The 20,027-nt window shown below is 64.3% G+C and carries 23 protein-coding genes; 8 read left to right on the top strand and 15 right to left on the bottom strand.

Translation table 11 applies throughout. The annotated features are described in order from the left end of the window. Positions 1–108 precede the first annotated feature (108 nt). Positions 109–2,727: an ATP-dependent chaperone ClpB gene (gene clpB, locus H6G16_RS07730; protein WP_190389680.1), complete on the top strand. Its 2,619-nt coding sequence runs from the start codon at positions 109–111 to the stop codon at positions 2,725–2,727. 27 nt (positions 2,728–2,754) lie between these two features. Here the strand turns inward: clpB and H6G16_RS07735 are convergent, their stop codons facing one another. Then, positions 2,755–3,258, bottom strand: coding sequence for a diadenosine tetraphosphate hydrolase (locus tag H6G16_RS07735; RefSeq protein ID WP_190389792.1), 504 nt, complete (start codon positions 3,256–3,258; stop codon positions 2,755–2,757). 39 nt (positions 3,259–3,297) lie between these two features. Beyond that, positions 3,298–3,516: a hypothetical protein gene (locus H6G16_RS07740; protein ID WP_190389681.1), complete on the bottom strand. Its 219-nt coding sequence runs from the start codon at positions 3,514–3,516 to the stop codon at positions 3,298–3,300. 604 nt (positions 3,517–4,120) lie between these two features. Here H6G16_RS07740 and H6G16_RS07745 point away from each other — a divergent pair. Genes H6G16_RS07745 through H6G16_RS07755 form a run of 3 tightly spaced genes read left to right on the top strand, consistent with a single transcriptional unit; the run spans position 4,121 to position 6,309 of the window. Continuing rightward, the gene (locus H6G16_RS07745; protein WP_190389793.1) at positions 4,121–4,321 is read left to right on the top strand and encodes a hypothetical protein; all 201 of its coding nucleotides are present in this window, start codon (positions 4,121–4,123) and stop codon (positions 4,319–4,321) included. 18 nt (positions 4,322–4,339) lie between these two features. Beyond that, the gene (locus tag H6G16_RS07750) at positions 4,340–4,768 is read left to right on the top strand and encodes a DUF393 domain-containing protein (RefSeq protein WP_277874980.1); all 429 of its coding nucleotides are present in this window, start codon (positions 4,340–4,342) and stop codon (positions 4,766–4,768) included. Continuing rightward, positions 4,768–6,309, top strand: a complete 1,542-nt coding sequence (locus tag H6G16_RS07755; RefSeq protein WP_190389795.1) for an NAD(P)/FAD-dependent oxidoreductase — start codon at positions 4,768–4,770, stop codon at positions 6,307–6,309. Before H6G16_RS07750 ends, H6G16_RS07755 begins: the two co-directional genes overlap by 1 nt. 69 nt (positions 6,310–6,378) lie before the next feature. On the opposite strand, the gene H6G16_RS07760 is transcribed toward H6G16_RS07755, so the two are convergent. From H6G16_RS07760 to H6G16_RS07780, 5 genes are all read right to left on the bottom strand, one after another. Beyond that, complete coding sequence (locus H6G16_RS07760) at positions 6,379–8,145, bottom strand: GGDEF domain-containing phosphodiesterase (RefSeq protein ID WP_190389682.1); 1,767 nt, start codon at positions 8,143–8,145, stop codon at positions 6,379–6,381. A gap of 5 nt (positions 8,146–8,150) precedes the next feature. Then, positions 8,151–9,377 (bottom strand): GGDEF domain-containing protein, encoded by a 1,227-nt coding sequence (locus H6G16_RS07765; protein ID WP_190389683.1) that lies wholly within the window; start codon positions 9,375–9,377, stop codon positions 8,151–8,153. 89 nt (positions 9,378–9,466) lie between these two features. Next, on the bottom strand, positions 9,467–10,981 hold the full coding sequence (locus H6G16_RS07770) for a DUF3365 domain-containing protein (protein ID WP_190389684.1): 1,515 nt from the start codon (positions 10,979–10,981) through the stop codon (positions 9,467–9,469). A 65-nt stretch (positions 10,982–11,046) separates the two neighbouring features. Beyond that, on the bottom strand, positions 11,047–11,472 hold the full coding sequence (locus H6G16_RS07775) for a DUF2721 domain-containing protein (RefSeq protein WP_190389685.1): 426 nt from the start codon (positions 11,470–11,472) through the stop codon (positions 11,047–11,049). Between the two features lie 41 nt (positions 11,473–11,513). After that, on the bottom strand, positions 11,514–12,443 hold the full coding sequence (locus H6G16_RS07780) for a cation diffusion facilitator family transporter (protein WP_199289253.1): 930 nt from the start codon (positions 12,441–12,443) through the stop codon (positions 11,514–11,516). Between the two features lie 105 nt (positions 12,444–12,548). Here H6G16_RS07780 and H6G16_RS07785 point away from each other — a divergent pair, with 105 nt between their 5' ends. Both H6G16_RS07785 and H6G16_RS07790 read left to right on the top strand, forming a co-directional pair. After that, entirely contained in the window at positions 12,549–13,202 is a 654-nt protein-coding gene (locus H6G16_RS07785; RefSeq protein ID WP_190389686.1) for a peroxiredoxin-like family protein, read from the top strand. Beyond that, on the top strand, positions 13,199–13,612 hold the full coding sequence (locus H6G16_RS07790) for a DUF1499 domain-containing protein (RefSeq protein ID WP_190389687.1): 414 nt from the start codon (positions 13,199–13,201) through the stop codon (positions 13,610–13,612). Before H6G16_RS07785 ends, H6G16_RS07790 begins: the two co-directional genes overlap by 4 nt. A gap of 7 nt (positions 13,613–13,619) precedes the next feature. Here H6G16_RS07790 and H6G16_RS13225 read toward each other — a convergent pair whose 3' ends face one another. From H6G16_RS13225 to H6G16_RS07815, 6 genes are all read right to left on the bottom strand, one after another. Next, entirely contained in the window at positions 13,620–13,754 is a 135-nt protein-coding gene (locus tag H6G16_RS13225; RefSeq protein WP_277874981.1) for a hypothetical protein, read from the bottom strand. 103 nt (positions 13,755–13,857) lie between these two features. Beyond that, complete coding sequence (locus H6G16_RS07795) at positions 13,858–14,331, bottom strand: nucleoside 2-deoxyribosyltransferase (protein WP_190389688.1); 474 nt, start codon at positions 14,329–14,331, stop codon at positions 13,858–13,860. Next, positions 14,325–14,738 (bottom strand): phosphoribosyltransferase, encoded by a 414-nt coding sequence (locus H6G16_RS07800; protein WP_242036252.1) that lies wholly within the window; start codon positions 14,736–14,738, stop codon positions 14,325–14,327. The genes H6G16_RS07795 and H6G16_RS07800 overlap by 7 nt, the downstream gene beginning before the upstream one ends. After that, positions 14,738–15,181 carry a nuclear transport factor 2 family protein gene (locus H6G16_RS07805; RefSeq protein WP_190389689.1) on the bottom strand — a complete coding sequence of 148 codons (444 nt, stop codon included), beginning with the start codon at positions 15,179–15,181 and terminating at the stop codon, positions 14,738–14,740. The genes H6G16_RS07800 and H6G16_RS07805 overlap by 1 nt, the downstream gene beginning before the upstream one ends. A gap of 20 nt (positions 15,182–15,201) precedes the next feature. Beyond that, complete coding sequence (locus H6G16_RS07810) at positions 15,202–15,360, bottom strand: DUF2256 domain-containing protein (protein WP_190389690.1); 159 nt, start codon at positions 15,358–15,360, stop codon at positions 15,202–15,204. A gap of 14 nt (positions 15,361–15,374) precedes the next feature. After that, positions 15,375–15,947 carry a pyridoxamine 5'-phosphate oxidase family protein gene (locus H6G16_RS07815; RefSeq protein WP_190389691.1) on the bottom strand — a complete coding sequence of 191 codons (573 nt, stop codon included), beginning with the start codon at positions 15,945–15,947 and terminating at the stop codon, positions 15,375–15,377. A gap of 114 nt (positions 15,948–16,061) precedes the next feature. Here H6G16_RS07815 and H6G16_RS07820 point away from each other — a divergent pair, with 114 nt between their 5' ends. Further along, positions 16,062–16,529, top strand: coding sequence for a DUF3574 domain-containing protein (locus H6G16_RS07820; protein ID WP_190389692.1), 468 nt, complete (start codon positions 16,062–16,064; stop codon positions 16,527–16,529). A 13-nt stretch (positions 16,530–16,542) separates the two neighbouring features. Here the strand turns inward: H6G16_RS07820 and H6G16_RS07825 are convergent, their stop codons facing one another. Continuing rightward, the gene (locus H6G16_RS07825; protein ID WP_190389693.1) at positions 16,543–16,830 is read right to left on the bottom strand and encodes a hypothetical protein; all 288 of its coding nucleotides are present in this window, start codon (positions 16,828–16,830) and stop codon (positions 16,543–16,545) included. 129 nt (positions 16,831–16,959) lie between these two features. Here H6G16_RS07825 and H6G16_RS07830 point away from each other — a divergent pair, with 129 nt between their 5' ends. Continuing rightward, complete coding sequence (locus H6G16_RS07830) at positions 16,960–18,546, top strand: glycine betaine ABC transporter substrate-binding protein (RefSeq protein WP_242036253.1); 1,587 nt, start codon at positions 16,960–16,962, stop codon at positions 18,544–18,546. Here the strand turns inward: H6G16_RS07830 and H6G16_RS07835 are convergent. Next, the gene (locus tag H6G16_RS07835; RefSeq protein ID WP_190389694.1) at positions 18,543–20,015 is read right to left on the bottom strand and encodes a glycosyl hydrolase family 57; all 1,473 of its coding nucleotides are present in this window, start codon (positions 20,013–20,015) and stop codon (positions 18,543–18,545) included. The genes H6G16_RS07830 and H6G16_RS07835 overlap by 4 nt on opposite strands. Positions 20,016–20,027: the final 12 nt, after the last annotated feature.

Genomic DNA, 20,027 nt, shown 5'->3' on the forward strand with positions numbered 1-20,027 from the left:
CTGTCCACCATGGGGACGGCTCACCACACCATCTGGTTCGGTTGGCCGGGGTGCTGGTCCATCCCGTACCCCATACGGTCAGTTCAACTGAAACAACGGGAGCCCGTTATGCATCCCACTGCCGAACTCTTCACCGAAAAAGCCTGGGCCTCCGTGGTGGCCGCCCAGCAACTGGCCCAGCAACGGCGCCAGCAACAGATGGAAAGCGAGCACCTGCTGGCGGCCCTGCTGAGCCAGCAGGGCTTGGCAGGCCGGATCCTCGAGAAGGCGGGTGTGGATGTGGGCACCCTCAGCCAGAAGGTGGAGGCCTGGATCGCCGCCCAGCCGAGCCTGAGTGCGCCCCCCGACAACGTCTATCTGGGCAAGGGCCTCAACACCGTGCTCGACCAGGCCGACGCCCTGAAAAGCACCTATGGCGACAGCTACATCGCCATCGAACACCTGTTGTTGGCCCTGGCGATCGACGACCGCTGCGGCAAGCAGTTGCTGTCGCAGGCGGGCGCCAGCACCGACAAACTGAAGGACGCGGTGCAGGCCATCCGCGGCAGCCAGACCGTGACCGACCAGAACCCCGAAGGCACCTACGAATCCCTGGAGAAATACGGCCGCGATCTCACCAAGGCCGCCCGGGAGGGCAAGCTCGATCCGGTGATCGGCCGCGATGAGGAGATCCGCCGCACCATCCAGATCCTGAGCCGCCGCACGAAGAACAACCCGGTGCTGATCGGCGAGCCCGGCGTCGGCAAAACGGCGATTGTGGAGGGCCTGGCCCAGCGCATCGTGAATGGCGACGTGCCCCAGGCGTTGCAGAACCGCCAGCTCGTGTCGCTCGACATGGGCGCCCTGATCGCCGGTGCCAAATACCGCGGTGAATTCGAAGAGCGGCTCAAGGCCGTGCTCAAGGAGGTGACGGCCTCCGAGGGCCAGATCGTGCTGTTCATCGACGAGATCCACACGGTGGTGGGGGCCGGCGCCAGTGGCGGCGCCATGGATGCCAGCAACCTGCTCAAACCGATGCTGGCCCGCGGCGAACTGCGCTGCATCGGCGCCACCACCCTGGATGAGCACCGCCAACACATCGAGAAGGATCCGGCCCTGGAGCGCCGCTTCCAGCAGGTGTTTGTGGATCAGCCCACGGTGGAGGACACCATCTCGATCCTGCGGGGCCTGAAGGAGCGCTATGAGGTGCACCACGGCGTGCGCATCGCCGACAACGCCCTGGTGGCCGCGGCGGTGCTCTCCAGCCGCTACATCGCCGATCGCTTCCTGCCGGACAAGGCGATCGATCTGATGGATGAGTCGGCCGCGCGGCTGAAGATGGAGATCACCTCCAAACCGGAGCAGATCGACGAGCTCGATCGCCGCATCCTGCAGCTGGAGATGGAAAAGCTCTCCCTGGGCCGCGAATCCGATCCGGCCAGCCGCGATCGTCTCGAACGCCTCGAAAAGGAACTCGCTGATCTGAGCGAGCAACAAAGCGCCCTCAATGCCCAGTGGCAAAAGGAGAAGGGCTCAATCGATGCGCTCAGCGCCCTCAAGGAAGAGATCGAGCAGGTGCAGCTGCAGGTGGAGCAAGCCAAGCGCAGCTACGACCTCAACAAGGCCGCCGAGCTGGAGTACGGCACCTTGGCCGAACTGCACAAGAAGCTGGCGGCCAAGGAGGAGGAGCTCAACGCCAGCGGCAGCGACAAGACCCTGTTGCGCGAGGAGGTCACGGAGGACGACATCGCCGAGGTGATCGCCAAGTGGACTGGCATTCCGGTGGCCAAGCTGGTGCAGAGCGAGATGGAGAAACTGCTCCATCTCGAGGATGAGCTGCACACCCGGGTGATCGGCCAGAGCCAGGCTGTGACGGCGGTGGCGGATGCGATCCAGCGCTCCCGCGCCGGCCTCAGCGATCCCAATCGCCCGATTGCCAGCTTCCTCTTCCTCGGCCCCACGGGGGTGGGCAAGACCGAGCTCTCCAAGGCCCTGGCCAGCCAGTTGTTCGACTCCGAGGAGTCGATGGTGCGCATCGACATGAGCGAATACATGGAGAAGCACGCCGTGAGCCGGCTGATCGGAGCCCCCCCGGGCTACGTGGGCTACGAGGAGGGCGGCCAGCTCACCGAGGCGGTGCGACGCCGGCCCTATGCGGTGATCCTGTTCGACGAGGTGGAGAAGGCCCACCCCGATGTGTTCAACGTGATGCTGCAGATCCTCGATGACGGCCGCGTCACCGATGGCCAGGGCCGCACGGTGGACTTCACCAACACGGTGCTGATCCTGACCAGCAACATCGGCAGCGCCTCGATCCTGGATCTGGCTGGTGATCCAGCCCGCCACGGCGAGATGGAGGCCCGGGTGAACGAGGCCCTGCGGGGCCACTTCCGGCCCGAATTCCTCAACCGCCTCGACGAATCGATCATCTTCCACAGCCTCAAGCAGGACGAACTGCGCGAGATCGTGGAACTGCAGGTGCAGCGCCTGGCCCGCCGCCTGGAGGACAAGAAGCTGGATCTCCAGCTCAATGCCGATGCCCTCGACTGGCTGGCAGGGGTGGGCTACGACCCGGTGTACGGGGCCCGGCCGCTCAAGCGGGCGATTCAGAGGGAACTGGAAACGCCCATTGCCAAGGGCATCCTGGCTGGACAGTTCACCGGCGGCCACACGATCTCGGTGGATGTGGACCAGGAACGGCTGCGCTTCCAGCAAAGCGATCCGGCCAAGCTGCCAGTGCTGGTGTAAGGAGATCCGCGAGCTGGGCCACTCGGTTCAGGCGTGCGCGGGGCCATCCAGCACTCCTTGCCCCTGCTTGAGGTGATCACGGGCCCGGGCCACCAGGTCGGCCACCTGCTGGGAGGGGGCGGCAGCTCGCCCCCCTGCAGCCACGGCCCTGTAGTGATCGGCCACCGACCAGGCCGCCGTCTGGGGATCCTGGGCGAAGCGGGGGATCAGGTGCAGGTGCAAATGGGGTGCTCCTTCTCCAAAGGCGATGGCATACACCCGATCGCAGGCCGTGAGCTCACGCACCAGGGCACTGGCCCACCGCACGGCTGGCCCCCACGCCTGGGCCTCCAGGGGGGTGAAATCAGCGGGACCAGCGAGATGGCGGCAGCTATCCAGCAGCAACCATCCCGGCAGGGGCGCAGGGTCGGGGTGGTGACGGAGCAACCACAGTCGGCCCCGGGCAATCTCGTACTGCCCACGACTTGAAGCGTCGTGGTGGACGGCACAGATGGCGCAGGCTGGATGGGGGCCAGAGGGGAAACGGCTCAGGGTCAAGCAGCCACTGTTCCGGGGCCCACAACGCTAGGCCTAGCGACGCAGAGCGCTGGAGGCGTCAATGGCCTTGTAGAGGGAGCGGGCCAACCGGGCCAGGTGTTGACGCTGGGACGGGTCTTGGGACTCGACAATCAGCCCATCCAACACGTTGTAGGCGTCGTGGAGGTATCCCTCTAAACGCCCCATCACCCCATCCTCCGGAGCACCTGGGATCGTGATAAAGGCCTCAAAGCAATCGGAACAATCGTCCATCGAGGCCCTCACTGAAGAAAGGGATTGGGCACCATCAGTGGTCGCTTCATCCACGAAAGAAGAGCAGCCGTGAGCTAACCGAAGATCCGTCACGGGGTGAATTTTAATTATTTGCTCACAATAGCATCCATTCCCCCTAATCGGGGGCAAGGGCCTAAATGGACGCGGGAAATGCAGAAATTGCATAGTCTCGCCTCCGCCACTCGGTTATCCATGGGCCACGCACTCTTGGGCTAGTAAGCCACCTCAAGCTCGAAAATCTGTATCGCTCACTACAAAAAACGTCAGATCAGCTGCCCAGCAGATGCAGCGCCAGCTGCCGGCGGCTGCCCCTCCTGCGGTGCTCCCAAGGGTTCACCGCCTGAGCTGGCTTGTGGTGAGCGCCGGGAGGATAGGGGCGCAGCTCACCCCGGCCACAGACCAGTCGGATTCCCTCCTCCGGCACCGGCATCAGCGAGGGGCGTGCAACCCAAGGTGCTGCCTAACATCAGGACTATCCAGCACCCGTCCTTCGTTGCCGGCCCCGCCCATGCCCATCCCCCGGATTCCGTCGCTCCGCCAAGGGAGCGTGCTCGCCGCCGCCGTGGCCTCTGTGGCGGCGGGCATGGTCCTCCATGCCCTGCCGGCCCAGGCCCAGCGCCAGGTGCCCAAGATCGGCAGCATCTGTCCCATGGGCTACGTGGACATGCTGAACGGCAAGTGCAGCACCCTGGGCCTGATGACCTACACCGTGCAACCCACCAACGGCGAAGCCTGCCCGGAGGGCTGGATGAACGTGGGGGGCGGCTACTGCCGCAAGAAGTGAACAGGTTGAACTGAGCCCTTGGACTTGACCCTCCTCTATGACGGTGGCTGCCCCCTGTGTGTGCGGGAGGTGTCGATGCTGAAGCGGCGCGACCAGGCCCGCCACGGCGACCAGCCCAAACTGGCGTTTGTGGACATCGATCGCGCCGACTACGACCCGAAGGCCTTCGGCGGCATCAATTACCGGCAGGCCATGGGCCGGATCCACGCGATCACGGCAGAGGGTGAGGTGCTGCGCGATGTGGCCGTCTTCCAACGGGCCTATGCCCTGATCGGCCTGGGCTGGCTCTATGCCCCCACCCGCTGGCCCCTGGTGCGCCCCCTGGTCGATGCGGTCTATGGCCTTTGGGCCGCAGGTCGGTTGAGGATCACCGGCCGGCCCGATCTCGACACCCTTTGCCAAGGCCGCAGCGGCTGCAGCACACCGATCGCAAGCACCCCTCGCTGATGGCCGGGGATGTGGACTTGGTTGTGGTGGGCAGCGGCCTGGGTGGCCTCTGCGCCGCTGCCATGGCGGCCCGCTACGGGCTGGAGGTGGTGGTGCTCGAAGCCCACGGTGTGCCCGGTGGCGCCGCCCACGGCTTCAGCCGTCAGGGCTTCCACTTTGAATCCGGTCCGTCGTTGTGGTCGGGCCTGGGCCGCTGGCCCAGTGCCAATCCCCTGGCCCAGGTGCTGCGGGCCATTGGGGAATCCGTGCCCGTGGCCTCCTATCGCGACTGGGGCCTGCTGCTGCCGGAGGGAACGCTGAGGGTGGGGGTCGGTCTTGAACCCTTCCTGGAGGTGGTTCGGACCTTGCGGGGGGCAGGACCCAGCGATGAATGGGCCCGCTTCATGCAAGAGCTTGAGCCCACATGCAAGGCTGCCCGAGCCCTGCCCCTGCTCGCACTGAGGCCGGGGCTGGGGATGGCCACAACGCTCGGCAGCCAGGTGCTCGGCCTGGTGGCGCAGGCTGGCCGTCTGGCCCAGCTGGGGGGAGCCTTCGGGCCGATCGCCCGCCGCCACCTGCGGGATCCATTTCTGCTCCATTGGGTGGATCTGCTCTGCTTCCTGATCTCGGGCCTGCCGATGGATCAGACCAGCGCGGCCGCCATGGCGACCCTGTTTGGCGAGTGGTTTGAACCCGAGGCCACCCTGGACTATCCGATCGGCGGCAGTCCGGCGGTGGTGGCCGCCCTGCAGCGGGGTCTGGAGCGCCACGGGGGTGAACTGCGCACAGGCACCGCCGTGGAGAGCATCACCCTTGAGGGTCAGCGGGCCACGGGGGTGACCCTGCGGGATGGCACGGTGCTGCGCGCCCGCCGGGGCGTGATCAGCAACGCCAGCCCCTGGGACACCCTGGCCCTGCTGCCCGAGGGAGGGGTGGCAGAGCGCTGGGGACGCAAGCAGGCCGCCACTCCGGCTTGCGGGAGCTTTTTGCACTGGCATGTCGGGCTGCGGGGAGCCAACCTCGAAAGCTTGCCGATTCACCACGTCTGGGTGGGCGACTGGCAGCGGGGGATCGGGGCCGAACGCAACATGGTGGTGCTGTCGATGCCCTCGTTGCTGGATCCGAGCCTGGCCCCATCAGGCCACCAGGTGATGCACGGCTACACCCCGGCCAACGAACCCTGGGAGCTCTGGAAAGACCTGGAGCGGGGCAGCCCTGCCTACTGCGCCCTCAAGGCTGAGCGCTGCGCCATCTTTCACCGCGTGCTGGATCCGCTGATTCCCGATTGGCGAGACCGGCTGGTGATTGAGCTCCAGGGCACACCCCTCACCCATCGCCATTACCTGAAGGTGCATCAGGGCAGCTATGGACCGGCCTGGCCCGCCAATCACGGAGCTTTCCCAGGGGGCAGCACCCCTTGGCCCAACCTGGTGCTCTGCGGCGCTGGGGTGTTTCCGGGAATCGGTGTGCCTCCGGTGGCCGTGAGTGGCGCCATGGCGGCCCACCGGTTCGTGGACGCGCGCCAACAGAAGGAGCTGCTCGAAAGCCTGGGGCTGCGCTGAGACAGCTCAGAAACTCCGGTGCAACTCGCCCCTGGCCAGATCGATCGGGGCCAACACCCTGATCAGGGCTCAGGACAAGCGAGATCGCAAGCGCGTCAGCAGTCGCCGCCAGCGGGCGCCCCACCCTGGAGATGGGGATGGGGATGGCTGGGGGGGCTGAATCGCTGAACTGCGCAGATTCAAACCCTCGAGGTAGCGCATCGACTCCCGCAACGACATGGGGGGGGCGAACAGGAAGCCCTGGCTGAAGCGAAAACCGTGCTCTGACAACCAAGCGCGCTGGGGCTCGGTTTCGACACCCTCGGCGGTCGTACTGAGGTCCAGATCCGTTGCCAGGGTGCCCATGGTCGCGACAAGTTTGTTGCTGGGTCGTTGCGGATGATCGAGCATCTGGACAAAGCTCATGTCGATCTTGAAGCCATTGATTGGCAGACTCAACAATCTGGACAAAGAGGAATAACCCGTACCAAAATCGTCAATGGTGATTCGAATCCTGCGGTCGCTCAATTGCTTCAAAAATGCTTCAAATCCTGCGGTACTATCCTGCAGGGACTCCTCAAGGATTTCCATCTGAAGCTGCCAGCCCAAGGGCAAAGCATGGTTGTCAATCAATTGCAATAACTGCTGACGCATCAAATCATCCTCCAGCAGATTGGCGGAGAGATTCACACTCAGCACCATCTCCCGCCAGGGAACCACCCGAGCCAACGTGGCGGCATCTTCCAGGCCTCGCTGAATGATCTGAAGGTCCAGCTCCGCAGAGAGACCGATGGCCCGCGCCACGGGCACGAACACAGAGGGGGAGACGATATGGCCATTGCTTCGCCGCCAGCGGGCCAACACTTCAAAGCCAAGCGGTTCAGCGGTGATGAGGTCAACAATGGGTTGAAAAAATGGAACCATCTCTTTCTGAGCAATGGCCATCCGCACCTCAGCCTCCAGGGCGTAGCTCTCCTGCGCCAACCGACGGGTCTCTAGATCAAAAAAGCGGAATTGACTCTGGATCTGGCGACTGGCGATCCGCAGAGCCATGTTGGTGTCGGAGACAATCTCTTCTGAGTCCTTGTAGTCACCGGTCTGAAGGGCGATGCCCACCGCAAGCGCAAGAGGTACCCGATGTTCCGCAACCCGAAAGGGTTCACTGAAGAGGTCCAGCATCCGCTGCGCAATGGCAGAGAGCTGCTCAGGGTCACTGAAAGCCGGCAGTAACACGAGGAACTGGGAGTCAGAAAATCGGGCCAGCACGGCAGCCTTCGGCACGGCGTTGATCAAACGGCGTGCCGCCTCATCAATCAAGACCTCAGCGAGGCGGCCGCCCAGAGTGGCGCTGATACTGCCGTAATCCTTCAGTTCACAGCGCAACAGGGCGAAGGGAGGATGGCCGTCTTCCGCCAGCAGAGCTTCAATCTGCCCGATCAACTGATCGCGGCTGATCAGCAGGGTCAGAGCACCACGGGACTCACCAGACGGTTCCCGGCTCCCTGCTCCCGCAGGGGGCTGACCAGCCAGGACGGCCTCCAGACTGGCAACCAGCCAAGCCATCCCCGCCCTTTGGCGGGGGTCGAGGGTCAGGGGCCGGGGGGCATAGAGACAAAGGGCACCGACGCTGTGGCCAGCAGGAGCCAGCAAGGGATAACGGGCATAGAAGCGCACCCGCTGATCCGAATCTGGCATCCGCAGATCACTCAACCTGGGCTCAGCCGCAGCATCCTCAACGATCAGGACCCCATCCGCTGGCATTGGCTGACTGGCCAGAATGACCCTGGCAGCGGTGGCACCCGTCAGCGCTTCGGAGAGATCGCAGACCACCTCCATTTGATCATCGCTCAGGCCCATCAGGGTCAAGGGTCGGCTCCTGAATCCATGGACTCGGTCGCTGCAAAGGATGAACGCCAGACCCGGCCTGGGGACCAGGGGTCATACATCACGTCACCTTGACCCACTGACGACCAACAGATGCGGTTTCTACCTTGATCTTTTGCACGGTAAAGCGCCGCATCGGCCTGGGCATACAAGTGGTTGAAGTTGTATCCCAACTGCTCCGTGCTGGTCAGCCCAATACTCAAGGTCACGTTGAGCGCTCTCCCCTCCCAACGGGGCTTCAGCGATTCCACCTCAGTGCGGAGACGCTCCATCAGGAGCATGGCATGGGCAGATGAGCATTGGGCCATGACAATGAACTCCTCTCCACCCAACCGGGCCAAGAGGTCGGTGCCATGCAGCGATCGGGCCAGCGCCATGGCAACCTCCCGAAGGACTAAATCTCCGCATTGGTGGCCATAGGTGTCATTAATACTTTTAAAATGATCAAGGTCAAGGATCGCAAAGACATATGGCAAATCATCTTTTTCACCCTGGGCTAAGAGCTGAATGGCAACATCTACGCAAGACTTGCGATTCATTAAACCGGTCAGATCATCAACCTCGGCAAACGACTTAACCACGGGCAAAAGACTTCGATAAAGCAGCCGCGCCAACAACCCCAGCACGAACATCACATACAGAATACTGACCAAGAGCACGGCAAGAAGGTCCCATCCAAGCTGGCCAGAAGCGACCGATGGATCGAAATTGACAACCAATAGATTTGGGCTCCCTGCCTCACCACGATCACCAACATAGGACCTAGCAGCCAGACCGATGGTATAACTCTCAGCGGTAGGAAGATAAAAACCCGAGTAAGTTCTGAAGCAGGAAGAGGACGGACCCTGCCTTTCTGTCTCAGAAGCAAAGCAATCACGGATCTGATTAAATACCGAGTCGCGGTTCTCCGTTCTTGACAACAACGGATCCATCACCAAAAGCCCATCCCAGGCTTGGCGACTACTCATCACAATGCGCCCAGCTCGATTGACTACCAAAATATAGTTAACGCCATCCTGCATATCTTCATTGTGCTGAAGTCTATAGCGAGACAGCAAGCCATCAAATTGAGATTTTGATATCTGGCTAACTCCCAATACCGAGGTAACCATAGAGCGTATCTCGAGAGCATGTCCCCATATCTCTCGGTTGGATTCAACCAGGATTCGCCCGGCCAAGCCGGTAAACAAAAATGCCGAGGCCAAGCCAGCCACACTCAAAAATACTCTCGTGCAGCGAACTCGGATATCCCGAGCAAATGCAGAGCCTACAGAGGACGAATTAAATTGCACGATTATATGGATCGATCCTCACAGATCCGAGCAGATGATTGTTGCTCAACCGAGGCTTTGCGAATTAACTCCTGAATTTCAATGACCGAGGCCTGGAGATCCAGGAGGGATGAATGCTCTGCAGCCAGAAAACAATCTTCATCTGGCGTGAGTGATTCTTGGGCAAAAAGTTGATCCCGCAGCTTTTTGGCAAAAGAAATAGCCTCAGAGATTTGAATAGCGGCAGATTCGATGGAGGGGCGGAGTGCTACTAACTGACTCGCCGCCGAGTCGTTAAAGATGCGTATGTTTGTGATATCGACTTGATTGCCAACATAGAAATCAGGCTTGCCGGGCTTTCCTCCAAATGGATAAATCGTAAGGCGGTTCCAGAATTTTTCACCATTCAATCGATAATTTATGAGCTCGCACGAATAGGATTTGCCTTCTCGAATTGCTCGTGCAATTTCAGAAACAGTCACAGGATCGGTATCTGGCCCACGCAGAAACCGACAGTTGAAACCAGATGCTTTTTCCTTGGGATAGCCGGTGATCCTGCAAAAAGCCTCATTAACGTAAATCAACGGGTAATCATCTTGCCGCATGTCAGCGATAGAGACACCGAAAGTAGCATTTTCAACAACGGCGCCAAGCAGGGAAAGCTCCTGCACTTGTTGTCGCAACTTATCGGAAAGATTCACTTCCCTACGACTGCCTTCACGCAATCGATCGTTGGTAGTCAGCAACAAGCGATTTTGGCGCTGAAACGTGGCTGTAGCACCAACAGAGACAAGTCCGAGCAAACCAACATAGCCCACAAGATATCCGATCTGTCCAAACCCATCAACCTGAATCCCGCGAACGGTGACTTCCTGGATGCCGCGGACATCTCCAACTTTCCAATCTTTCCGCGGTGAATCCGGGTGCTGATTATGGCAAGTGACGCAGGCTGGGCGCATCAAAACTGGTGTTGCCAACCTGTAGGTTGAGCGTCCAAGCCATGGTCGCTCTAACTTCACATAACGGGGTAGCTCAGGATCTTGGCGAAAAGCCCGGAGAGCATCGGTCTCAAACCCATCCAAGGGTGGTACATCCCGCTTGGCGAATGGATAGTCCGACAGGAACGCATAATTAATGCGTCCATCGCTATGGGCGCTGTCAAACAGGGCACCTAATTCGATGGACAAGGTGGCTGGAATCGGAATACCACCATGCACATCGCGATAATTTTCCGTAAACACAGCCTGCCCATTTGCTTCCTGAAGACGGGCGACCACATTGTCAGCGTAATAACCCCGAATTCCAGTAGCCAGGGTGGAGATCTCATCGGCTTGGAGCTCCATCTGCTTAACCGTGGCGGCAGACAAGCTGCTCGCCATCACGAACGGCAAGCCAATCAAACAAACGATCAATAGGACCAGCACAAACGCAGGTTTGCTAACCAAACGCCAACCACGGGAAAACCAGCTGGACAGCCCAAGGTGGCTTTCCCGGCTTGCAGCCGATCTTGAAGGCTGGGCCCGAATCGGATCTACCATTGACCCAATCTAGTTTAGCGATGCTGCCGTGAGCTCGGCCCGTCGCAGCCCTCCCGCCAACCGACTCAGAAACTGCGGCGCAACTGGGCCGTAGCCAGCTGCACCTCCCGCAGAAAGAGCAGCACCGCCACCATCAGACACAGCATCGCCAGAACAAACAGGGGCACCACCACCAAGGCCAGATCGATCTGGGCCACCACACTGATGAACACAATGGCCACCACCAGGGCCACCAGCAGCATGGTGACGGTGCAGAAGCCGATGGCCTTGAGAATCAGGCCCATGCGCTGCTTCTGGCCCTGGAGCTCCAGGCGCCCAGAGCGGCCCGTGTCCTGCCCGGAATCACGACCCTGCTCCTGCAGCACCCGGGCCCGGTCGATCAGGCGGGTGAGCCGATTGGTGAGCACCATCAGCAGGCCACTCATGCTGGCCAGCAGAAACACCGGCGCCAGGGACAGCTGGATGGCCTGGGCCAGGGCATGGGATGGCATCAGCAGGAGCGCCGGAGAAGCCGAGCAAACCTAGCCGCGTCTCAGACCTCGTCCTCCTGCGGGGGTTCGAGCTGAATGGTGCTGTGGGCAATGCCCAGTTGGGCCAACTGTTGCTTGGCCAGGTGCAGCCAGTCGAGGTCGTTGCCCGTGCCCGGACGCCGCACCACATGGGCGGTTAAGGCACTTTGGGAGGTGCTCAATCCCCACACGTGCAGGTGGTGCACGTTCAAGACCCCCGGCAGGTCGCGCAGGGTGGCCTCCACGTCCGCCAGTTCAATGCCGGCCGGCACGGCATCGAGGGAGATGCCCATGGCCTGGCGCAGCAGCGCAAAGCCGCTCCAGGCCACCGCCAGGCCCACGCCGATGGCGGTGGCCGCATCGAGCCAGTTCCAGCCCGTGGCTGCAACAACGAGGGCGGCCACCAGGACGGCGGCGGAAACGGCCGCATCGGTGAGCAGGTGCACAACGGCCGCCTGACGGTTCAGGTCGTGGCGGCTGTCGGCTCCGAACAGGCGGGCCGACAGGAGGTTCACGGCCACGCCGATCGCAGCGGCCCAAAGCACCGGACCGGTGGTCACCGCCACCGGGTTGAACAGGCGCTGCAGGCCCTCCACCAGCACCACCGCCGACGCCATCAGAATCAACACCGCGTTGGCCAGCGACGCCAACTGGGTGCTGCGGCCAAAGCCGTAGGTGTACCGCGCCGAGGGGGCTCGGGCACTGAACCGTTCCGCAGCCCAGCCCAACAGCAGCCCGGCCACATCCCCCAGGTTGTGGATCGCATCGCTGATCAGGGCCAGGGAGCCGAAGGCCAGGCCGATCACCAACTGCAGAGCCGAGAGGCCGGTATTGAGGATCACGCTCCAGCGGAAGGCGGCGGCTGAACCGGGGCGGTGCTGGTGCTGCCGCCGGTGGGGCTGCCGTTGGGTCTCCACCGCCGGATGGCTGGAGATGGGGTGCGGAGGGGCCAAGGACAGTTCCAGAGGTCAGCGCAAGTCTGGGCAGGGCCAGGGACATCAGCCACAGGCCGGCGCCGATCCGGCCCCGCCCTGCCATCCCTGGGTACGGTGTGGTCCATGCAGGCCCCTGAACCTCTGTTGCAACGCCTGGCCTCCGTGCCGGGTATGGAAGCGGGCCGGCGACGGCTGGTGCTGCTGCTCCCCCAACTTGGGGATTTCGACAGCCTGGAATACGCCCAGGCCCTGGTGCCCGCCCTGCCCCAACTGGCGGCGGCCCAGGTGGAGCTGCTGGCCATCGGCATCGGCAACCCGGCCGGAGCCGACCGCTTCTGCCGGTTCACCGGGTTCCCCCGCGAGCGGCTGCTGGTGGATGGCGAGCCCAGCCTGCACCGGGCCCTGGGCCTGTATGCCGGCTTGCAGGTGCCGGGAGGAGCCTGGCCCGGACTGCTGCTGATGTGCGCCGGCATCGGCTCGCCCGGCACCCTGGCCGAGGTGCTGCGCGGCTACAGCGGCGACCGCACGGCGGCACTGCGGCCCTTCGAGCTGGCCACGGTGCGGCTGCGCAACATGGTGGAGGTGCTGGGCGCCTGGCGCACCTACGTGCCCACGGACGACCACATCACCCAACGGGGCGGCACCTACCTGCTGGAGAGCGACGACAGCCTGCTCTACAGCTACCGCGACCCGGGCATTCTGGGATTTTCGGCCACGATGGCCGAGCCCCTGAGCTTTCTGACCCCCTACCTCAGCCCATCGCCTGGCCAACCATGAACGCCCTTTTGCAGCCCCTGTTGTTGGTGATCAGCCTGGCCCTGTTTCAGCTGGTGGGGCCGGTTCCAACGGAGCTGGGGGTGCACGACGGCAGCCTGGCCGCCTGCCCTTCTCCGGCCCACTGCGCCCGGAGCAACTGGGCGGTGGCCGATCCGGAGGCTGCGCTGGCAACCCTTGTGCCCGTGATTGAGGGCATGCCCCGCACCGAGGTGGTGGAGCAGGGGGCTGGCTACCTCCACGCCACCGCGAGCAGCGCCCTGTTCGGGTTCGTCGACGACCTGGAGCTCTACGCCGACACCGCCCATGGCCAACTGCAGGCGCGCTCCGTGTCGCGTCTTGGTGATTCCGATCTCGGGGTGAACGGCCGGCGGCTGGCCGCCCTGGAAGCGGCGCTCCGCCCAGGGGCTTAAGGGGCGATCAGTCGGGGGGAGCTTGGGTGGTCTCCCGCAGTCCATCGAACAGCTCGCAAAGGAGGGTGGCCATCTCGGGGGGCAGGGAGGCCTGGGGAACCGATTCGGCAGCGATCACGAGCAGGGCACAGGCGTCCACCATGCGCGAGGCCTCTGAGGCTGTCAGGGCCACCAGGCATTGGTCCTCGCAATGCGTGATCCGCATTTTTGGCACCCCGTACCCACAAAACGGTACACAGGGAACATCAGCGTGTGTGCAGCCAGCACATCAGGGCCTTGCTGGGATGGGCCAGTTCGGCAATCGAGCCGTAGAGGTGGTCGCGCCAGCCCGTGCGGGGCAGGCCGCTGAACACCATCAGGTTGAGGGGATAGTCCTCCGAATCGCTGCAGCGGCGGAAGTCGTCGCGGAACAGGAAGGTGGGCTTGCCCAGGGCGATGGCGGCCCCCAGCTCCAGCATCACCCCCTCATCGGGAGGCGTGCCGTTGACAATGGCGAGAAAGGCATCGGCATCGCGCACGTCCTGGAGATCGGCCTGGGCCACCCTCCAGGCCCAACCCTCCTGGGCCAGATCCACCTGGCCGTTGCGGGCGAAGGGCTCCCACACCTCCAGTCCCAGGCCCTCGAGGGCCTCGATGAAATCGGGCAGCAAGCGCGAGCGCCAATGGGCAGAGAAGCCGTAGGGGGAGGCCAGATAGAGGGTGGGGCGTGGCGTCAGCATGGGGAGCCTCCACGGGACTCCCGATAGAGCTGTTCATCGCGGGCGGCCGCCTCCGGGTCTTCCCAAGGGAAGACGATCCAATCCGCCGCGCTGGTGACCTCCAACGCAAGCCACCACTGCGGCTCAGCCTTGCTGATCCACACCACGGCCTGGGCGTCGGGCAGCTGCCGATGGGCCTCCAGGGTGAGGCCGGTCTCGTAGACATCGTCAACCAGCAGGCAACCGGGGCGGGCATCGGCCAGCAGGGGCAGCCCAAGCCGGTGGCTCAGGGCCACCGCCAGACACAGCCCCCCGCGGGGAATGCCATGGATCCCGCTGAAACGGCGCCCGACGCAGTGGGCGGCGATGGCCTGCACGGCCCGGTCGAAGTCGTCCCAGCTGAGCTGGCGCAGGGTGCTGGTGCCCATCAGGCCACGAAGCGCTTGTAGAGCCAGCGCACGAAGCCGCCCAGCAGGGGCACTGGCCCAAAGGTGGGGCCCACGAAATCGAAGTAGTCGCGGTGGTCCACGATGCGGCCGTCGGCCCCGAAGCGCAGCCGGCTGGTGCCGGGGTAGAGAAATTCGATCCCCTTGATCTTCAGGCCCATGCGCCATTCCACGAAGGCGGTGTCGCCGTCGATCGCCACCGCATCGGCCTCCAGAAACACGTCGTCGCAGCGTTGCATCAGGCCCTGCTGGGCCAGGATGTAGGCCTCGATGCCCTCCCGGCTCTGGGTGGGGTCTTTGAAGTGCACATCGTTGGCATACGCCTGGCGCCACTGCTCCGCCGTGGGCGCCGGGGCCCCATAGGGCTTGGTGAACAGCTGCCGCAGGCTGTCCTGGCTGAAGGGCGGGGTGGGGGCGGCGGACATCGCAGGGGCGGAGTGGTTGCTCACGATTGTGCTGCCCCTGGCTCAGAAGGGCGCCGACGGCGGCAGCGCTCCGAGCAATACCGCACCTCGTCCCAGACGTCCTTCCACTTTTTGCGCCACTGGAAGGGGCGCTGGCACACGGGGCAGATCTTGGTGGGGCGCTCGGCGTGGTGGGGCATCAGGCCAGGGAAGATCAGGGATTGAGACGCTGCTCCGCCCAGCCATCCTCACGGCACCAGCGGCGGCGGCGATGGGGGTGGTTGGTGAGCTCCAGGAGCTCCACCTGCTCCAGGCCGATGCGCAGCAGCCGGAAGCAGGTAGGGATCGGCAGCTCCTCGCCGAGTTCGGCGGGGAAACAGGCCACCTCCTCGAGGGGATCCCCCGGTGCAGGCCAGCCCCAAAGGGCCCGACCCTCCGGGGTGAGGCCCTGCCAGTGCCGCTGCCGCTCGCTGGCCTCCTGCTCTGCAGGCAGGCTCAGCAGCCTGCCGCGCAGGCGGAACTGGCAGCGGGCCCGGGGCAGGAGCCAACCCAGCTCCACCGCCGGCTGGTGGTGCAACTCAGCCACCTTGGCACTGCGGCCATCGGTGAGCAGATCGAGCTCCGAGGCCGCGGCCCAGCCCCGGAACACCAGCGTGCGCAGGCGCGGCGTGCCATCAACCGCGACGCTGGCCAGCTGCAGCCAGCGGGCCTGGGGCGAGCGGCCCTCCCGCTCCCGGGCCCCCCGCAGCAGGGGCCGCCAGGGGGGTAGTGGCTCAGCGCTGCCCATGGCCGGCAGGTTAGGGAGGTGAACCGGGCCGATGGCGACCGCGCTGCGGGCCTCTGGGGTGGTGTTCCACCGCTCCTAGGCTCATTTCCTTCAGTTCCTTGGGCTTCGCCTGCCATGTCCCAACGCGTGGCCCGCGTGGCCCTGCCCCTGCTGCTCGGCCTGGCCTGGGTTCCTGAGATGGGACGGGCCGACAGTCAAGCCCCAGGCTCCACCGGCAGCAGCGCCTCCAGGCCCACGGCAGCTCCTACGCGCGGCTGGCACAAATCCGAGCTGTATTTCGGAGCCAGGCTCGCCAACGGAACCCTGATCAGCCCGGTCGCCTGGGAGGCCTTCCTGGCCGAAGTGATCACTCCGGCCTTCCCCGATGGGCTCACGGTGGTTCAAGCCAACGGCCAGATGCGGGGGGGCGATGGCGTCATTCGCCGCCAACCCACCTGGGTTGTGGTGATCCTGCGCCCGGTGGGGCCCCTTGAAGACCAGCGCATTCAAGCGGTGATCAGCAGCTTCAGAGGGCGTTTCCAAGGCGCCGAGCTGATGCACGTTGAGAGTCCTGTGGCCCAGCCCCAGTTCTTCGGCAACTGAAGCGGCTGGGCGCCTAGCCGTGGGCGACCACCGGGCCGACCTCGATGTTGATCAGTTGGAGCTGGAACTGGGGGTGGGCCGCCAGCCAGGCAGCTGCAACAGCATTGGAAGCTTCCGCACGCTCCTCCGTATCGAAGACAGTCACCGAGAGCATGCGACCTCCCTCCGCGCTGGGATCGATCCACATGTAGGAGACGTAGCCCGGCAAACCCTGGAGCTGGGGGATGAACGTGGCCTGAATCGCCTCACTGACGGCGTGGGGATCACCGCTCACCTCGTATTGACGGATGGTGGCGTGCATGGGGGACCAGATGGATTGGCGAAGGTCTAGGTGTTTTCAGGGCAACCCCAACGCCCTGGCTCGGATCTCTTCCAAATCAGGTGGCAGGACGCGCTGTCGCAGCGGCGGTGAACGTAGGGAGGATGGGACATGACCACTGCCGGTGCCAACCCGCCGACCATGACGGCAGCCCTCGGTCAAGACATCCTGCAGCGCAGCGGCGAGCACCTGCTGCTGGTGTTTCTCAGCGTGGGCCTGGCCCTGCTGATCGCCCTGCCCCTTGGGCTGGCCGTCCATGGCAGGCCCCACTGGAAGCGGCTGGTGTTGGGGGGCGCCAGCATCGTGCAGACCATTCCGAGCCTGGCGATCTTCGGCCTGCTGCTCACCGTGCCGCTGCTGGGGGGCATTGGTCCCACGCCGGCCGTGGTGGCGCTCACGCTCTATGCCCTGTTGCCCCTACTGCGCGGGCTGGTGAGCGGTCTGCAGCAGGTGCCAGCCGAACTGGTGCAGGCCGCCAGGGCCCTGGGGTTGAACTCCAACCAGGTGTTGCGGCACGTGACGCTGCCCCTGGCCCTGCCCAGCCTGATGAACGGCCTGCGGGTGGCCACCGTGATCAGTGTGGGGGTAGCCACGATTGCCGCCGCCATCGGCGCCGGCGGGCTGGGGGTGTTCATCTTCCGGGGCATCGCCACGGTGAACAACGGACTCCTGCTGGCCGGAGCCCTGCCGGCGGCCGCCATCGCCCTGGCAGCGGATCTCGCCCTCGCGGCACTGGAGCGGCACCTGTCCAAAGCGCAGCGGCCGCGATGGCAACCACCGCGCCCCCGTCGCCTACTGGCGACGGCCCTGCTGGGTAGTGCCCTGATCGCCATCGCCCTAGCGGTGCAGCCGCGGATGGAGCCACGGCTGGCCAGCCCGGTGGTGATTGGCTCCAAGGGCTTCACCGAACAGCTGATCCTGGGCGAGCTGCTCGCCCAGGAGATTGAGGCCCACACGGCACTGCGGGTGAAACGGGAGTTCAGCCTTGGCAGCACCTTCCTTTGCCATGAAGCCGTTCGGCAGGGAAAGATCGATGGCTACGTGGAGTACACGGGCACCGCCTGGTCGGCGATTCTCAAGCAACCAGCAGGGTCAGAGGCGGGCGGCCGTGACCGGATCTGGAGGCAGGCGGCCCGGCTCTACGACAGGCAATTCAACCTACGCATGTTTCCATCGCTGGGCTTTGAGAACACCTTCGCCCTGTTGATCCGCAGGGCCGACGGGCAACGCCTGGGGCTGCGCAGCATCAGCCAGGCCGTTGCACCGGCACGGCGCTGGCGGGCGGCCTTTGGCTATGAGTTTCTGAACCGTTCCGATGGATACCCCGGGCTCAGCCAGCGCTATGGCTTGGAGCTCGCCGCACCACCGATGGCCATGGATCTGGGCCTGACCTACCGGGCCCTCGCCGAAGGCCAGGTGGATCTGATTGCCGGGGACAGCACCAACGGACTGATCCCGGCACTGCAGCTGCAGGCACTGGAGGACGACCGCCACTATTTCCCCCCCTATGACGCCGTTCCGGTCTTCAACGGCGCCAGCCTGCGGCGCCACCCGGAGCTGGTGCCGGTGTTGGAAAACCTGGCGGACCGGATTTCAGCCACGACCATGCAACAGCTCAACGCCGCTGTGGATCTGGAGCATCAGAGCCCGGAGGCGGTGGTGCGGGCGTGGCGACGGAAGGCCGATGCCTCCCATTAGGTCTCCAGCAGGGCCACCCCCCGCCGATGGATCTCGGCGGCGTAATCCGTCCAAGTGCCCTGGCCCCAATAGCGGAAGCAGCTGGTTTCCAGCAGGAGCAGGTGGAGCAGGGCCTGCTGGTAGGGCTCGCTGCGGGTCACGGCGGGGTCAGCGGCCACCGGGCCATCGAAGCGCTGGTGAAACGCCGCGCTGAGACGGGTCATCGGCTCGAGCACGTTGGCGTAGCCCTCCACCCAGCTGAGGTTGTTGGTCCAGGAGGCGCCGGCCATCGAGAAGGAGGGATCGCTGGCCTGGAGCGTCCCGATGGCGGCCTGCACGGCATCGGGGGTGGGGGCAGCGCCGCTGCTCTGCTGGGCAACCTGCTGCCACAGCCGCTGCTGCTGCACCGCCTGAATCTGGGGATAGGCCCCAGGAGCCACACCGGCCGCTTCGAGCAGGTCGAGGTACTCGGTGCCGTTGAGGGCCACGGTTCCACCCCCATCGCATCCCCCTTCACCGGCCAGCTTGCGGTGGGCCTGGAGAAAGGCCTGGGGGAATTCATTCATCATCACGCCGCCGTTTTCGCCGTCGGCGATCTGGGACACCAGGGCGGGAACCGTGGTGTCGCCCAGGGCCATCCGGCCCAGGCTGAGGGCCTCGTAGCAGGGCTGCATCTGGCCCACCAGCTTGGTGTCGGAGCCCTGGGTCTTGATCAGGGCGGTGATGGTGGCCACCTCACCCGTGGAGCTGCGTGCCACCAGTTGATTGGGGGTGTACTTCTGCGTCTGGCTGAGGCCGGAGCCATCGAGGTTTTCGACGCTGTGTTCCTGCACCAACAGCCAGCGGTAGCCACACTCCCGCAGGGCCTTGACGAATTCGTAGAGGGTGTCGGGATGGTTGGGCAGGTGCATCTCCGGCGGCGAAAAGCCCTTCACCCGCTGCAGCGCCGCCTCGCCAAACAGGGCCGCGAAGTGATGCTGCCAAGCCAGGATCTGCAGCTTCAGATCGGGGATCGGCGTGGAGGGGGCCACGGCGTGGCTCCAGAACGTGCCCAACCACTCCACGTGGGCTTGCATGGCGGGATCGCAGGCCAGAAACCGCAGCGCCTCGACGATGTCGGCGCGGCCCATCTGCTCGACACCCCAGAGCAGATTGCCGGAGTAATCCAGCATGATCCGCGGATCACAGCCCTCGCTGATCAGCTGGGGAATCAACTCGGCCAGGCGCCGGTAGCACTGGGCGAAGGGTTCGGCGTTGTGGTTATCGCCCTCGCCGGGGTGCTCCACCATGTATTGGAGATGGGAGATCAGCTCCCCGTTCGCACCGGCCGGAATGGTGGGCTGGTGCATGTGCAACGCACAGGCAAAGGCCGAGTGAATCTGCGCCAAATCGCGCCCGCCGGCGGGCCGAGCCACGGGCCGGTTCTGCTGCACCAGGGCCAGGATCTCGGCTTCACGGCCGGCGATCGGCGGCAGGGCGGGGGAACTCATCCGCAATAAACA

The sequence above is a fragment of the Cyanobium sp. FACHB-13342 genome (assembly GCF_014697415.1).
Lineage (GTDB): Bacteria > Cyanobacteriota > Cyanobacteriia > PCC-6307 > Cyanobiaceae > Cyanobium_A.

What these genes read in the sequence shown, in the direction of transcription:
- clpB (WP_190389680.1), top strand. Translation starts at nt 109, where the DNA reads ATGCATCCCACTGCCGAACTCTTCACCGAAAAAGCCTGGGCCTCCGTG.
- H6G16_RS07740 (WP_190389681.1), bottom strand. Translation starts at nt 3,516, where the DNA reads ATGGACGATTGTTCCGATTGCTTTGAGGCCTTTATCACGATCCCAGGT.
- H6G16_RS07745 (WP_190389793.1), top strand. Translation starts at nt 4,121, where the DNA reads ATGGTCCTCCATGCCCTGCCGGCCCAGGCCCAGCGCCAGGTGCCCAAG.
- H6G16_RS07755 (WP_190389795.1), top strand. Translation starts at nt 4,768, where the DNA reads ATGGCCGGGGATGTGGACTTGGTTGTGGTGGGCAGCGGCCTGGGTGGC.
- H6G16_RS07760 (WP_190389682.1), bottom strand. Translation starts at nt 8,145, where the DNA reads ATGGGCCTGAGCGATGATCAAATGGAGGTGGTCTGCGATCTCTCCGAA.
- H6G16_RS07770 (WP_190389684.1), bottom strand. Translation starts at nt 10,981, where the DNA reads ATGGTAGATCCGATTCGGGCCCAGCCTTCAAGATCGGCTGCAAGCCGG.
- H6G16_RS07775 (WP_190389685.1), bottom strand. Translation starts at nt 11,472, where the DNA reads ATGCCATCCCATGCCCTGGCCCAGGCCATCCAGCTGTCCCTGGCGCCG.
- H6G16_RS07785 (WP_190389686.1), top strand. Translation starts at nt 12,549, where the DNA reads ATGCAGGCCCCTGAACCTCTGTTGCAACGCCTGGCCTCCGTGCCGGGT.
- H6G16_RS07790 (WP_190389687.1), top strand. Translation starts at nt 13,199, where the DNA reads ATGAACGCCCTTTTGCAGCCCCTGTTGTTGGTGATCAGCCTGGCCCTG.
- H6G16_RS13225 (WP_277874981.1), bottom strand. Translation starts at nt 13,754, where the DNA reads ATGGTGGACGCCTGTGCCCTGCTCGTGATCGCTGCCGAATCGGTTCCC.
- H6G16_RS07795 (WP_190389688.1), bottom strand. Translation starts at nt 14,331, where the DNA reads ATGCTGACGCCACGCCCCACCCTCTATCTGGCCTCCCCCTACGGCTTC.
- H6G16_RS07800 (WP_242036252.1), bottom strand. Translation starts at nt 14,738, where the DNA reads ATGGGCACCAGCACCCTGCGCCAGCTCAGCTGGGACGACTTCGACCGG.
- H6G16_RS07805 (WP_190389689.1), bottom strand. Translation starts at nt 15,181, where the DNA reads ATGTCCGCCGCCCCCACCCCGCCCTTCAGCCAGGACAGCCTGCGGCAG.
- H6G16_RS07810 (WP_190389690.1), bottom strand. Translation starts at nt 15,360, where the DNA reads ATGCCCCACCACGCCGAGCGCCCCACCAAGATCTGCCCCGTGTGCCAG.
- H6G16_RS07815 (WP_190389691.1), bottom strand. Translation starts at nt 15,947, where the DNA reads ATGGGCAGCGCTGAGCCACTACCCCCCTGGCGGCCCCTGCTGCGGGGG.
- H6G16_RS07820 (WP_190389692.1), top strand. Translation starts at nt 16,062, where the DNA reads ATGTCCCAACGCGTGGCCCGCGTGGCCCTGCCCCTGCTGCTCGGCCTG.
- H6G16_RS07825 (WP_190389693.1), bottom strand. Translation starts at nt 16,830, where the DNA reads ATGCACGCCACCATCCGTCAATACGAGGTGAGCGGTGATCCCCACGCC.
- H6G16_RS07830 (WP_242036253.1), top strand. Translation starts at nt 16,960, where the DNA reads ATGACCACTGCCGGTGCCAACCCGCCGACCATGACGGCAGCCCTCGGT.
- H6G16_RS07835 (WP_190389694.1), bottom strand. Translation starts at nt 20,015, where the DNA reads ATGAGTTCCCCCGCCCTGCCGCCGATCGCCGGCCGTGAAGCCGAGATC.